This is a genomic window from Thalassoroseus sp., from assembly GCF_984380535.1.
The window spans coordinates 28,841-42,669 of the sequence record NZ_CFHRBF010000022.1; the positions used below are offsets into that span (position 1 = coordinate 28,841).

A 13,829-nucleotide genomic window follows, 5' to 3' on the forward strand; every position below is an offset into this window, starting at 1 on the left:
ATGTCGCGGCAACTCCCCGATGGCGAGTCCCTTGGCGTGGGCCTTTTCGAATGTGTCGCAGTCGCAATCTTCACAAAGCCAGGACTCCATCATGCTACCACACCGCTCCGCTACGAATTTGTTTTCAACGAAACGCCCACAAGCACGCCGCCGCAATATGCCAAGTTTCCAGGCCTCAGCAGGCGAGGTATTGGAGGCTCGTCAAATGCTTTCGGGTAACCCGGTGGCAGATATCAGCGGACTTTCCGACGAGTTCGACGACGCTGCCTCAATGGCCGATTGGCAACGCGTCAACGAAACCGAAGGCTGGAACGCGGATCAATTGCAGGTTTGGGATGTCGATCAGACGCAACCCGGCCGCATGGTGATGCAGCCGCACACCGTGGTTTGGTACGAAAACTGGCGGGGGCCAATGGTGTTCAAGGAAGTCGCCGGCGATTTTGTGTTTACCACGCAGGTGAACATTGGCGATCGCGACGACCTTGGCGACAGCGATGCCGACAACATTCCAGACGATGCGGCTTACTCGCTTGGCGGGATCATGATTCGCACGCCGCGAGACATCACCGACCCAGCCGTCGACTGGCAACCGGGCAGTCAACTCGACGACGGCACCAACAACGGCGAGAACTACGTCTTCCTCTCGATGGGGCATGGGACCGATGGACAATTCTCGTTCGAAGTGAAGTCCACACGCAACAGCAGTTCTCAATTGGAACTCACACCACTCGGGCAGGAGGCGAATACCGCCACCCTGCGAATCGCTCGCATTGGCAATTCAGTGATTACGATGTACCAACTTCCCGGACAGGACTGGGTCGTGCATCGTCGTTTCTCCCGGCCGGATATGCCGGAGACAATGCAGCTCGGCCTCGTCACTTACTCCGACTGGAACAAAGCGAGCGACTTCGATCCGTTCATGCATAATTCGAGCGTGTTGCAGTCGGGCATCACCGACCCGACTCCCGGTGAAGCGTTCAATCCCGATTTGGTCGTCGGCTTTGATTACGCCCGATTCGCACGTCCGGAAGTTCCGACAGAACTTGAAGGAGTGGACTTGGTCAACGTGGCGACCGCCGAACAACTTCTCAGTTTCCTGGGTGATCCGACGGAACCGGTGGACGATATCGAAGCCTTGTCCGACGAGTTCGACGACACCGCCTCGATCAGCGATTGGCAACGGATCAACGAAACCGAAGGCTGGAACGCCGACCAATTGCAAGCTTGGGATGTCGACCAGACTCAACCCGGACGCATGGTGATGCAACCGCATACCGTGGTTTGGTACGAAAACTATCGCGGGCCAATGGTCTACAAAGACGTCAGCGGCGACTTTGTCTTTACATCCCAAGTCCACATTGGCGACCGAGACGATCTGGGTGACAGTGATGCCGACGATGTGCCGGACGATGCGACTTTCTCTCTCGGTGGCATCATGATCCGGACGCCACGCAATATCACCGACCCGGCAGTGGATTGGCAACCGGGCAGCCAACTTGATGACGGTACCAACAACGGTGAGAACTACGTCTTCCTTTCGATAGGACATGCAACCGATGGCCAGTTTTCGTTCGAAGTCAAGTCGACTCGAAACAGTGCCTCACAACTCTCGCTGACGTCATTAGGTCAAGACGCGAACACGGCGACGCTGCGAATAGCGCGTATCGGCAACTCGGTGATCACGATGTACCAACTGCCCGGTCAAGAGTGGGTCGTCCTGCAACGTTACTCCCGGCCCGATATGCCGGAGACAATGCAACTCGGACTCGTCACCTACTCCGACTGGGATAAGGCCAGTGACTTCGACCCATTCACGCATAACTCGACCGTCTTAGAGCCCGGCATCTCAGACCCGACTCCCGCAGAGCCGTTCAATCCCGATTTGGTCGTCGGCTTTGATTACGCCCGCTTCGCCCGTCCCGAAGTGCCCGCTGCACTTGTCGGTGTGGACCTCGTCAATACCGCAACCGACGAGCAACTGCTGAACTTCCTGGGAGACCCGGCAACGCCAATCGAAAACAACGCCCCCGTCATCACACCGATTCCGAACCCCACGCTGACCGTTGACGAAGCTCCACTCATTCTTGATCTGTTAGCAACAGATGCCGATGCTGACCCGCTGAGCTTCTCGGTGGAACTCCAAACTCCGCTCGCCGTCCAACTGACGACTGATCACAACCTTCATGAAAGCCCTAACGTCGACAACTTTGCCTTGAATTGGGGCGGGCATGACGAAAAGTGGATCCGTGGTAATCAAGGATGGTACTTCCTACTCCCCGATGGATCGCTCAATGTGTGGGGTGGAAGTTTTGAATCGAGCACCACGCTCGCGCAACTGTCGTCAGCCGAATACGAAGATCCGTATCAATTGCTCAATGCCAGTGAGCCCGATCTCACAGTGGAAGTTGTCGACGGACAACTCGTCATCACGCCGGGAACGCAGACCGGGATCTTCACCGCGGAAGTGACCGTCTCCGATGGTATCGCAACCGACAGCACGACGCTGCAAATCGAGATCGTCAACAACACACCGCAGATTCAAATTGCCAATCAGGAAACAACACTGGGCGGCGAACTGAGTATCTTACTTCCTACGACAGATGCCGACGGTCATAGCGTGAGCTACTCTGTGCAGGTGCTCGGCGATCAATTAACGATCCTCGATAATGAACACGGATTCTGGCACGACGGAAACTTCTACACCGACTATTTGGGACAAAACGAACGATGGATTCGCGATGCGAACAACAGTTGGCACTATCTTCTTCCGACGGGCGAACTCTACCGCTGGGGCGGGAGTTTCGAAACTAGCACACTGATTGCACAACTCGATCACGAGGTCTACAACAATCCCGAGTTACTGACTGATGCGGAGCCGGTTGAGGTGTTTGCCTCAGTCAACGAAGGTGTTCTCACAATCAATGTTGGTTCAGAATATTTAGGCAGTGTCGACTTCAAATTGACCGCGTTCGATGGGTACGAAACGGTCGCCATCACGTTCCAAGTCAATATCGTTTCCAATGACCTCATTGACGCAGTCTTTGCCGATTTCGAGAACAGCGAAGACTACTAAACTGCAGAAACCACTTGCAGTTCTTCTGAGTCTATCAAATTACCGGCGAGGCAATCGGCAACCGAACGGTGAAGATAGCCCCGCCGGTGTCATTGTTCTTGCCGACAAATTCACCGTCGTGGCTATCGACAATGGATCGCCAAATTGCAAGCCCCATTCCCGCACCGTTCGACTATGTCGTGTAGTACATTGGAAGTAACTTTTCATCCTCGCCATCCGGAATGCCAGCTCCCGAATCTTCATTCGTATCGGTAATGACGACGCCTTTCGACAACAGCCACCTCAACCGAGCGTCCGCATAACGCATGCAATGCTGGACCTCACAAACGTTCGACACCGTACCAAAAACCCCCGCAATGGCCTCCTCGTTTCACACGTAGTCGCTGGGATAGAGGCATGCCTACCATTCGTCCAGAGATTGCGAATTTTTCTCAGGGTCAGACCAAGCCACGAACATGATGATTCCGAAAGCATAATGCGATTGGAAACAGAGTCCCCTTGCCAGATGCCGACATTCGCTTGGTGAAGAAAGGAGTGCCGTTCTGAAGCCAAATTATCAGAAGATGTTCCCAAACTCCCGATTTCCTCGACTTGACGTAGGAATCTAACGGCGTACGGCTGTCGTTCCCGAGAAACAGGTTCTGCCAGCAAACGTTGCTGGTCAAAACTCCCATAGTCCGATTCGCACAATCGAGATTGACCTCACCAGATCTTTAGCCAAATCTGGGCAAAGTACCAAAAGATCTTAGCTGGTTTCCTCCGCGACCAACGCGGTGGTGAAATTTCCATCACCTCTGAGAGCCAATCTATCCGAAAATCTAAAACAGGGCCAAACACTTCGCTATTCCTTAGTCAGCTACCACCCAGACCGGGCATGATTTAAGGATGAATGGGAGCACGGACAGATGCCGCAAGTCTATGTCGTTGAAGACGATGAAGCCGTTCGACGATCACTTTGCCTTACGCTGGATATTTTTGGATATGATGTCAACGACTTTGGGAACGGCGAGGAATTTTTGAACGCACTTGGCGAGCCTCAACTCGAACCTGCTGCTTTGCTGCTGGATGTCGGTCTACCAGGGTTGGATGGGTTGGCAGTTCAGCATCAACTGAATACGGAAGGCTGGCGTCCTCCAGTCGTTATGATCTCCGGTCAAGCCGAGATTTCGATGGCAGTCAGAGCCATGCGAAACGGGGCGTTCAGTTTTCTCGAGAAACCCGCCTTACCGAACGAACTACAGCAAGTTCTCGAAAAGGCCATTGTCGAGGATCGCTCTAGAATCGACGCTCACCAACACCGTGAACAAGTTCTTCTTCGAATCCAAAGTCTCAGTCGGCGAGAACGCGAAGTTCTCGATCATACGCTTCAAGCGAAGAATACCAAACAAATCGCGATGGATTTGTACATTGACGTAAAAACTGTCTTGCGACACAAAAGCAACATGCTGAAGAAAATGGAAGTCCGCAATGACATCGAACTGCTGACAACGGTCAATTCAGTCAATGATGCAGCGTGACTCATTTCGCAGCGGCTTATGGACGTTCGAAAGAGTTTTGACGGAGACTACTCAACTAGATATATATCAGATGCCGGCGGAAGGGGATCTGTCGGAGCGAGCATACAGTTTAAGGCGTTCACAATCCGAAGTGTCCCACATGCAATTTTAAGATCGTAGGTTCCTTCAGCAACGAGCAACACTTGCCCCCACTTGGAATAAATCGCCCCCTGAAGATCTGCGTTTAGCAACAAGAGACCGGCGGCCACAAGTACAATAGGTTGCCGAGACTGTCGACGTTGAAAAATCAACAAACCATCGTACGGACTCGATGGATCATTGAGACCTCGGAACTTGGACCCAGGCAGAGACGCATTGATCACGACACTCGGAACCAACGACGTAACCTGATTCGGTTGCGGAGCGTCAGGATCGTCTGAACTGTCTGGAAGACCAGTTAATGGCGAGTATGTGCTGGCATTCGTCACGTAAAACATCACGCCGTCAGCTTCAACGATGCCGGCGGTTATCGAGACTGCAATCCCTGTCAACGGATTGACACCACGCACGATATAAACTCCAGGTTCGAAATCGACCTTTCCTGAGACCACGTTGATCCACTCGTAGACGCCCGGCGACAACCGTGTGGTCCCGCCAATGATCGGTAGAGACACGACATTGACGCCGCCATAGTTGAAATCCGACACGTTCGATGGATCGCTACTCACCGTGGGCACCGGCAGCGATTCGAAGGGGTCCGGGACGGGGAGACGATTCGCAGACAATGGGCTAGGTTCGTTGGAATCCAAGTTTCCGAAGTTCTCTGGGTCGCCGACGCCGCCCGTCACACGGATCTCACGTGCTTTTAGCTTCGTCAGCGAAACTAAAGGCGTACACGATACGGCATGTCGCAACCCTCCTAGTGGTGGTTCAACCCCTGCTTTGTTGCCGTTCTCATCGACTCCTCCCCACTCCGTGTTGACGTGGACTGCCCCATCGACTTGCAACGCTTCCAGGCCTAGAACCTCAAGTCCCCCGAGTTGGGGAGATGGCAATGATACCGTCAGCAAACCCGCCGGCAAACCGGTGATTGTTACGGGCGACGGGTCTGGGTCGAGAACCGTGATTGCCGCTCCAACAGTTGAAACCTCGAGCCCTGCGACCGCGCGACTCCGCACCGACTGAGTCGCTGCCCCGCCGACGACCTGAGCAAAGTGCGAGGGAACATCTCGGACAAGCTCGACTTCGACATAGTTGGCGTCTCCTGCATACGCACCGCTGAGCGGAGGATTATGCACGCTGACTGAGATATCGGCGAAGTCGGTGTCATCTTGGATCGTTTCAATCACCGCCTGATACAGGCTGTCTTGCTCGGTTAACGCCTTGGCTGCACGGGTAGCACTCACATCGGCAAGAGTTTGCAGATCCCGATTCGACACCATCAACAAACTACCATCAATCACAAGTGTCAGCAGCCCGAACAGCATCGGCAGACAAACACTAACTAGTACGAGGACTTTTCCCGAACGTACTGTCCGATGGGACTTGCTTAGCCGTTCTGAAGTGTAAAGAACTTTCATCTCCCTTTCACTCGCTCTCTAGTTCTAGCGATCACGATTGACGGACTCCTAGTTTGCATAGGAAATAAACTCAAGGACGAAAACTCCAAGTCACAAGTGCATTCCGGAAACTAGGGTTGTTGGCTTCTGAGCGTAGCAGCGTATGACTGGTGGAAATCACATAACAAAGACATGTCACCTACAACCGCGAACGTAGAAGTCCACAGTCCGGTCTAGTGTCGGATCGTTGTGATTGATCTAGCCGACAAAACACATTCCGTACTTCCCATCAAAGACTGGACAATCGATCGATATGGATATGTTAGTGTCACCTGCACCTTGTTCCCCACGAGATTCCCACCATCCGGCCACTCCACCTCAACGACGACGTTCTGCACATCGGTAACAGTCAGGACTCGTCGCAGTTCTGCGCCGATGACTGTCTCATCCGCACCATTTCCGATGTAGGTCTCTGATCCCAATGATTGCCGTTGTGGTTCGGCCTTCGCTCCAGAAAGTGCAACAAACCGGGCAAGCCGCCGAGCTGATTCCGACAAAGAATTATAATGCAAGACACCGAGGGCAAAGTCAGCCATCGTAAAGAGTGTTAAAAACAGCAGATTAGAGATAATAGCCGACTCGACTAGCAAAGCCCCCCGAGTCCGACCGATCAACCGCGATGATCTCGCGGTGCCTGGATAATGAAGCCGCTTCATGTCCTGATCCTCTTATCGATATCGCACGACTTGAATCCGATGATTGAGAACGATCTCACCCGGCAAGCCTGGCAAGCTCGTTACCAACTCGAATGGATATGTTGCATCGATCGTAATTGTCGGTTGGTCGGAACCTTGATCGTCGAACGAAGCGACCGTCGTCAACTTCGAGGGATCGAAATCGGACAGCGTTTGCAGTTCCTCTGTGATCCGTTCTTCAATCGTCGCGATGCCAGCATCATATGTGTAATCGGTAAACGAATAGGTGGCAGCGAACTCTCCTGCACTTGAAACCCCATTGATCAACGCCATCGACGAATGAGCAACGCGACCGAGATCGATACAACCGATCGTCACAACAAGCATCAACGGAAACACAATTGCGAACTCCGTCGCCGCCGTTCCGACTCGACGTCCCCTGCGATTGCCGAATCGACTTAGTTTTCTCACAACCGTGTCCTTCCTATTTTCGTGATGAGGAGACTTGTTGGGAAGCACCGAACTTCTCCGTCAATTGAATCACCGCAGGCCCGGCCAAAACGATAAACACCGACGGAAAAATCAAAAGAAGTGTCGGGATCATGACTTTGACCGCTGCCTTCTGAGCGAACTCCTCTGCACGCTGCTCGCGTTGTGTTCGCATCATCTCTGCATTGACTCGCAGAGCTTCACCAACACTTGCACCAGTCATACGTGTCTGCTTGATCAAGCTGGCGAAGCTGCGAATACACTCAAGGTCAGCACGTTCCGCAAAGTTCTCAAATGCAACATTGGGAGCGGTCCCAAGATTAATCTCATTGTCGACACGCAATAACTCACTAGACAAACTAGGATGAGCATGAGTCAACTCGATCGAAACCCGTTTAACAGCCGCCTCTAATGCCAAACCGCTCTCGATGCAAGTTGTCAACAGATCGAAAAAGTCCGGTAAGGAACGAGTGAAAGTCTGCTGTCGTCGTTTCTTCCGATAATCGAGCCAGAGACTCGGAAGAATAAAGCCGGCCCCCACTCCGATGACAGTTACTAGTACGAGCGATCGGGGAGACAGCACCCCACCCGCCGCTAACGAAGAGACTGCAAACAAAGGCAAAAGCGTCAGTAACAGTCGAATGACGGCAAAAACGTAAATGCTTGCAGACGACGAAAAGCCCGCTTGTTGCATTCGACGCACTAAAGTCGATCGCTTCGAAACATTTGCAGAAAGCAACTTCGAGCCAACCAAGTACATAAGCCGATTGCAGGAACCAGCTGGATCGTCTTGCGTCTCGGACGGGTTAAGCTTCTCTCGCCGGGAAGACAACTCTCGCAGTCGAGATGTCGATCGCCTGCGATACCGTAACGCCAACATTAGAACGACGGCTGAGATTGAAGCCGAGCCTAGGAAAACATAGACATCATTGGAACGTAGAATATCGCTCATCACGAATTCATCCTGCTAGTAATCAATTTGAATTAATTTGCGGATCCAACATGCGCCGACGACATTTGAAACTGCCATTCCGAGAATCAGTTGGGGACGGCTATAAAGTACTGCAACGTAATCCGGTTTCAGAACATGAATTGCAAACAAGGCAACAATCGGCAACAGAGTTAGCACGACAGCCTGCATCCTGGCCTCACCGGTCAATGCTCGCAGTCGAGCTTGCATTCGAAGTCGTGATCGAACTAACTTCGAGAGGTTCGTCAAGATTTCGACCAAGCTCCCACCAGTCTGTCGCTGGACAAGCATCGCTACCGCGAAAATCTGAAGCTCCATGACCCCATTTCGATGTGCCAGATCCCGGAACGCTTCGTCAGGGGGTAATCCTAGGTTCTGTTGATCGCTACAACGCTTGAACTCTGTCGATATCGGAGGCCGATTCTCACTCGCAATCATCTGAATAGAAGCGTGCACAGACTGCCCGGCTTTGACCGACCGCACAATCAGCTCAAATGTTTCCGGAAGCTGATTCAACAATCGATGCTGACGTGAAGCGTAACGCTTGCGAACAATGCCAATCGGGACAATGAGCCCAGCCGTGCCGGCTACCACCGCCCCTACCTCTGAGGAAGTCAAAACATAGACCACAAGCCCGGATACCGAACCTATCGCCCCTGAGATCCAGCATAGTCGACTCAGACTCCAATGAAACCCGGAGTGCTCAATCATCACCTGGAGCGACTCCCTCCAACTACAGTTTCTCTCACCTTCCTTAGAGAACATTCGACGAAACAAATAGTCGTCATCGTCAACACGATCGAGTTCCGTGTCCTCACGAAGTCTTCTCAGTAACGACGCACTCGAACGTTGTCGATAGTCGTAAACGAAGCTAGCAACACTCCCGATCAAGGCGATAATCGATAGGGCTAACAGGATGGTCGGTAAGTATGGAAACATAAGACTACCTGGGCGATTCACACAGAAGGCGGAAAGCACACTCACACTGTTGACGATCAACTTGATAGTGCGACCCCGCGGGCTTTCATCGTAGCGAGGCACTGAGGCTGAACTCCGGTCGAACAAAAACGTCCGACACTATTTCCGTCTTGATCGACGCCTTCTTGCTCAAAACGAAACAGTTCTTGAGTTGTCACCTGGCCTTGATCAATTCCTGTGACCTCCAAGACCTGTGTGACACGACGTATACCACCGCTTAGTCTGGCGCAATGAACCACGATGTTCACAGCAGAGGCGATTTGCCGGTTAATGAACCACAACGGCAGATCGTAACTCGCCATGCCTATCAACATTTCTAATCTGCTAATCGCATCTTGAGCACTGTTCGCGTGAATTGTGGTCATACTGCCATCGTGTCCCGATGACATTGCCTGCAGCATGTCAAAAGCTTCCTCGCCACGACACTCCCCGACGATGATCCGATCGGGTCGCATTCGTAGCGAGTTGCGAACGAGATCACGTGCGGTGACTTGTCCACGGTTCTCCGAGTTGGCTGGACGTGTCTCCATTCGAGCGACGTGGGGTTGTCGTAAGCGAAGTTCCGCAGCATCTTCGATGGTCGCAATACGCTCACGCTCGCCAATAAACTGTGATAACAAGTTCAAAAACGTTGTTTTCCCACTGCCAGTACCGCCAGAGATGATCAAGTTCAATCGTGTTCTTACACAGGCGGCTAGAAATTTCATGATTGGCCGCGTTACGGTTCCGCGTTGAACGAGTTCGTCCACAGACATGTTGTCTGCATTGAAGCGACGAATCGAAACCAATGCCCCGTCTAAGGCTAGCGGATGAATAACTGCATTCACACGACTGCCGTCAGCCATTCGTGCATCGACCATAGGACTAGACTCATCGAGTCGTCTGCCCATTCGATTTGCGATCCGTTGGGTAATCTCGACCAGGTGTTGGTTGTCGTGAAACGTGACGTCTGTATGTTCGAGTTGGCCATTGCGTTCGACATAAACAGCCTTTGGTCCGTTGATGAGAATATCACTCAACGTCGGGTCTCGCAGAAGTGGATCGATCGGCCCTAGCCCAAGAGTCTCATCAATGATCTCATTAATGAGACGATTTCGATCTGCCTGGCTGATAAGTTCTGCACGGGCGTCGCACAGTTTCTCAAGACCTCTTCGTAGTTGGTTTCGCAGAGTATAATCGTCGATCCGATCGACGTTACTGAGATCCATTCCACTGATTAAGCTTCGATGAATCTCAACCTTCAGCTGTTGAAATCGAGCCTGCGTCTTCTCAGGCTCACTCATAGTCAAACTTGATGTCTGTCGCATGATTAATACTCAAATGCTAGGAACTACCTACACCTTGAATCAGAAGTGACTTAACAAGAGAACTAGCCGGATCGCGAGGCGACCTCTGACTCGAACCGCCGAGTTGTTCCTCGTTGAGAGCAGTATTTTGAGAACACCGTCGACAACCATCCGCCATGTCCGCCATGAGCGTTTTGCTCATTTGTACTCATATTACGAGTATGGATTCGTCGAATCACTTTCGCGACGTCTGAGCTTGGCCATTCGGTGACAACCGGTTTGCCGCAGTTGACACAGTGAAACACCTTGGCGTCTTCGCGAATCTCATAGTGAATCTCTTGACCGATGGCATTTTGAATTTCATCGATATCGATCGTTGCACCAGATCCCCATCGATTTGCCACTAAGTCAAGCTTCTCTAAAGAGAACCCCATCGCTTTCAAACTCTCTAATTGCCGAACTGCATTCTTGATCGAGGAGAAGTCAGTCCGAAAGACAATGACGAGTCGATCGCATTGACTTAGCAAGCTACTAAAGTCATTCAGGTGTGCTGTTGGCAGATCAATCACGATTTGCTCAAAGACTTCCGAAGCAAGTTCGGCGATCCGAAGCAGCATCTTCGGTTGTATATGATCTGTGTTTGTCGACGTTTCAGGGGAAGCTAGGAGACGAACCCCACTTTCATGCGGAGCAAACGACTGTTCGACCATTTTCTTGTCAACGACATCAAAGCTGACACATAGATCGGCGATTGTGTGAATCGGTCGAAGGTTTAACAGTGAGGACTGATCACCTTTTCGCAAATCATAATCGAGTAGCCCACATGACTGAGGCCCTTGGCCGGCAACGACGGCAAAATTCTGGGCTACAATACTCGCCCCACATCCTCCCGAGGCACCAGTAACAATTGTCATGCTGCCCTGACCTAAGTCTTGATTGACCGACCTCGACTGAAAGCGTTTGATCGCATTGACAGTTTGAAAGTGCAGATTCTCGCTACTGTCGAGAAAGTCGTCTGCTCCCCCTTTAAGAATCTCTATAACTTCATAGGGGTTCGTACTGTCACCGATTGCAATGTAGTTGGAACTCGCCTGATGTTTTCGCTTTCGAAATAGTGCAACGGCTTGGTCGGTGCGATCTCGGATGTCGATAAAGAAGAGCTTAGAAGTGTTATCCGAACTTACGACGAGTGACTGAGAATCTTCGAGTGACAAGAGTTCTGGTGAGCAGTCAATCCCTATCTGTAAGAGCGAAGTTTTGATTGACTCTCCGAGCTTGGAGTCGTCACTGACGATGAACGAGACAATACTCGCAGGGTGCGATTTCATTGGTCTAGATCCGACATAAACTTTTGATGTCTTCCTGAGTAGGAATCTGTGTGCCATGCCTTCGATTGCACGCGTGCCGATTCATCAACAGGCACTGGGATAGGCATTATGAAAAGAGTACGTCACTAAACCGGCCCCATGTGGAGAGGGGCTCGGTTATGCGAAAAGTTCGCAATTCGAGCAACGAGAAGAATCACCCAGCAATTCGGGTGCAGCGGCTACGAACTGATTCAGGCACGGGTCGACAGTTAGCGCGACCTCAGTGCGTTTGACTGTGCACCAAGTCGGTGATTAGCACGTCGAATAGTCGTACCAAGCAATTATCAATAGCGGTTTGAACCGCGAGTTTCCGAAGTCGCGGTTACTCAGCATTGTCATCAGTTCGACGTCAGTCCAAGCTGGAACGACCTCGCCTCATCTGACTTACGCAGCGTTTAATGACCGAGATTTCCCAGCGTACTCGATCCAGTCGGTGACTTCCGCGAGATCTGGTTTCTTCCCCGATCGGATGACACGTTCCCCGGCTTTGGATTCTACAAATGGCAGAATGCTTTCCAACATCTGCTGAGGACTCGCAGCCGCGATGCCTGCGGGATCACGCCAGTCACAACTGACAAGAATTTGAGCATCATGCCCGCGGATCTCAGGAATGCAACAAACTAGTTTGGCCTGATCCTGCCAATCTTGGATCTGTTGCGGGGTAATATAGCGAACGTCAATTTTCGACGATGCTTCGTCCGGATTGACGTTCAGTAGATCGGTCACCGTATGAATGCCGATCTTCTCTAATCGACGGGCCGTTTTCGGGCCTATTGATGGGGCATCCTCGACTGGACTAGTAGTTGCTAAATGAAAGCGGAGCGGTTTCTCGGCTGGCTCTGAGTTTGGCGTTGGGCTTGCGACGGGTTGGGGAAAAGGAATCGTTGCAGGCGCCTCAGCAAATCCCTGCGGTTGCTTTTTCAGAACTTCCTGTTGATGTAGATCGCGGATGGTCCGGTCGTCTTCTGCCAGGGTTTGTTCGACCTTCCCTGTTTGCTGGTATTCATTGAACATCGATTCCACGAGTTCCCGTTCTTGGGCATCTTGCATTTTTTGCGTGATCCAACGGATGGGAATCGTCACCGTCGCTAAGAAGCCTTGTAAGGTGACACTTACGACAGGTGGCTCGACGTTCGCTTCCTCAAAAGCTCGTTCCAAGATACGAGCAAACCCAACCTGAGCATGCCCGATTAGCTCGGCTAGCATCAGCCGGCTTTCCGCATCGAGTCCGGCAGGTGGATTCTTGGTGCCGCTCGCGAAATCGTAACGTTCGATGAGTGGTTCATAGTAGGGGTTGGAAGCCTCGGCTCCTGCGGCCACCATGCGTTCCAACCAATCAACACCAGTGGGACACTCCATCGCGGGCAAGCCAATCTCGTCTATCAATAGTCGACGGATTGAATCGTAGGATTTGGTGATACTCCATTCGGCCGCCCGGTGGATGTTACTTTCCGCTTCCGATTGACCAGTGTGAAACGGTTGAATCGGGTCTGTGTAGTAGTGACTAAGCACCCCCGCCGAATAGATGGCACTGGCCCATTTTCGTTCCTTCAGTTCCCCAACCGTGGTGTCGTACCAACGTTTTGCCGTCTTCGTGGCACCGCCCCAATAGTTCTCACGGACATGCAAGACATGGTTGCGAAAGTCCTTGAACTTCGTATCCGGAGCCTTCGAGCCGTCAAGATAAACCTGGTGGAATTTGAGAAACAGATTCTGCCAGTTCGCCGCTTGTTCGCCGCGGAGATGACGTAAAGCATCCATCGCCAACTTGTGATGCGTGCTTCGACAACCGCTGGCAAATAGCACACGAAACAGCAAATTCATGATGGAGCCTCTTCTCGCAACTTCTCGACTCAGATGTCCACTCACCTCGATGAGCAGCCGACATGCGCGGACCCTAGCAAACGATTGCCATT

General features: G+C 52.0%; 12 protein-coding genes. 2 read left to right on the forward strand and 10 right to left on the reverse strand.

The features are described from left to right. Positions 1-205: 205 nt before the first annotated feature. A complete protein-coding gene (locus AC5DDB_RS25695) occupies positions 206-3,073 on the forward strand; it encodes a hypothetical protein (RefSeq protein ID WP_491742625.1) in 2,868 nt (955 codons plus the stop codon). Between the two features lie 34 nt (positions 3,074-3,107). Here AC5DDB_RS25695 and AC5DDB_RS25700 read toward each other — a convergent pair whose 3' ends face one another. Then, positions 3,108-3,230, reverse strand: a complete 123-nt coding sequence (locus AC5DDB_RS25700) for a hypothetical protein (protein WP_491742626.1) — start codon at positions 3,228-3,230, stop codon at positions 3,108-3,110. Between the two features lie 15 nt (positions 3,231-3,245). Further along, entirely contained in the window at positions 3,246-3,380 is a 135-nt protein-coding gene (locus AC5DDB_RS25705; protein WP_491742627.1) for a hypothetical protein, read from the reverse strand. Positions 3,381-3,978: 598 nt separating this feature from the next. On the opposite strand from AC5DDB_RS25705, the gene AC5DDB_RS25710 reads away from it, so the two are divergent. Further along, positions 3,979-4,590, forward strand: a complete 612-nt coding sequence (locus AC5DDB_RS25710; protein WP_491742628.1) for a response regulator transcription factor — start codon at positions 3,979-3,981, stop codon at positions 4,588-4,590. A gap of 47 nt (positions 4,591-4,637) precedes the next feature. Here the strand turns inward: AC5DDB_RS25710 and AC5DDB_RS25715 are convergent, their stop codons facing one another. From AC5DDB_RS25715 to AC5DDB_RS25750, 8 genes are all read right to left on the reverse strand, one after another. Further along, on the reverse strand, positions 4,638-6,149 hold the full coding sequence (locus AC5DDB_RS25715; RefSeq protein WP_491742629.1) for a TadE/TadG family type IV pilus assembly protein: 1,512 nt from the start codon (positions 6,147-6,149) through the stop codon (positions 4,638-4,640). A 212-nt stretch (positions 6,150-6,361) separates the two neighbouring features. Continuing rightward, positions 6,362-6,844 (reverse strand): TadE/TadG family type IV pilus assembly protein, encoded by a 483-nt coding sequence (locus AC5DDB_RS25720; protein WP_491742630.1) that lies wholly within the window; start codon positions 6,842-6,844, stop codon positions 6,362-6,364. A gap of 12 nt (positions 6,845-6,856) precedes the next feature. Next, positions 6,857-7,294: a TadE/TadG family type IV pilus assembly protein gene (locus tag AC5DDB_RS25725; protein WP_491742631.1), complete on the reverse strand. Its 438-nt coding sequence runs from the start codon at positions 7,292-7,294 to the stop codon at positions 6,857-6,859. A 13-nt stretch (positions 7,295-7,307) separates the two neighbouring features. Further along, entirely contained in the window at positions 7,308-8,264 is a 957-nt protein-coding gene (locus tag AC5DDB_RS25730) for a type II secretion system F family protein (protein WP_491742632.1), read from the reverse strand. A gap of 15 nt (positions 8,265-8,279) precedes the next feature. After that, positions 8,280-9,221 carry a type II secretion system F family protein gene (locus tag AC5DDB_RS25735; protein WP_491742633.1) on the reverse strand — a complete coding sequence of 314 codons (942 nt, stop codon included), beginning with the start codon at positions 9,219-9,221 and terminating at the stop codon, positions 8,280-8,282. A 56-nt stretch (positions 9,222-9,277) separates the two neighbouring features. Beyond that, positions 9,278-10,567: a TadA family conjugal transfer-associated ATPase gene (locus AC5DDB_RS25740; RefSeq protein ID WP_491742634.1), complete on the reverse strand. Its 1,290-nt coding sequence runs from the start codon at positions 10,565-10,567 to the stop codon at positions 9,278-9,280. Between the two features lie 62 nt (positions 10,568-10,629). Further along, positions 10,630-11,874 carry a CpaE/TadZ family protein gene (locus AC5DDB_RS25745; RefSeq protein WP_491742635.1) on the reverse strand — a complete coding sequence of 415 codons (1,245 nt, stop codon included), beginning with the start codon at positions 11,872-11,874 and terminating at the stop codon, positions 10,630-10,632. Between the two features lie 423 nt (positions 11,875-12,297). After that, the gene (locus AC5DDB_RS25750; protein WP_491742636.1) at positions 12,298-13,737 is read right to left on the reverse strand and encodes a DUF4332 domain-containing protein; all 1,440 of its coding nucleotides are present in this window, start codon (positions 13,735-13,737) and stop codon (positions 12,298-12,300) included. Positions 13,738-13,829: the final 92 nt, after the last annotated feature.

Bases quoted from the DNA above. Each gene is read 5' to 3' on its own strand.
- AC5DDB_RS25695 (WP_491742625.1), top strand. From the start codon at position 206: ATGCTTTCGGGTAACCCGGTGGCAGATATCAGCGGACTTTCCGACGAG.
- AC5DDB_RS25700 (WP_491742626.1), bottom strand. From the start codon at position 3,230: ATGGGGCTTGCAATTTGGCGATCCATTGTCGATAGCCACGACGGTGAA.
- AC5DDB_RS25705 (WP_491742627.1), bottom strand. From the start codon at position 3,380: ATGCGTTATGCGGACGCTCGGTTGAGGTGGCTGTTGTCGAAAGGCGTC.
- AC5DDB_RS25710 (WP_491742628.1), top strand. From the start codon at position 3,979: ATGCCGCAAGTCTATGTCGTTGAAGACGATGAAGCCGTTCGACGATCA.
- AC5DDB_RS25715 (WP_491742629.1), bottom strand. From the start codon at position 6,149: ATGAAAGTTCTTTACACTTCAGAACGGCTAAGCAAGTCCCATCGGACA.
- AC5DDB_RS25720 (WP_491742630.1), bottom strand. From the start codon at position 6,844: ATGAAGCGGCTTCATTATCCAGGCACCGCGAGATCATCGCGGTTGATC.
- AC5DDB_RS25730 (WP_491742632.1), bottom strand. From the start codon at position 8,264: ATGAGCGATATTCTACGTTCCAATGATGTCTATGTTTTCCTAGGCTCG.
- AC5DDB_RS25735 (WP_491742633.1), bottom strand. From the start codon at position 9,221: ATGTTTCCATACTTACCGACCATCCTGTTAGCCCTATCGATTATCGCC.
- AC5DDB_RS25740 (WP_491742634.1), bottom strand. From the start codon at position 10,567: ATGCGACAGACATCAAGTTTGACTATGAGTGAGCCTGAGAAGACGCAG.
- AC5DDB_RS25745 (WP_491742635.1), bottom strand. From the start codon at position 11,874: ATGAAATCGCACCCTGCGAGTATTGTCTCGTTCATCGTCAGTGACGAC.
- AC5DDB_RS25750 (WP_491742636.1), bottom strand. From the start codon at position 13,737: ATGAATTTGCTGTTTCGTGTGCTATTTGCCAGCGGTTGTCGAAGCACG.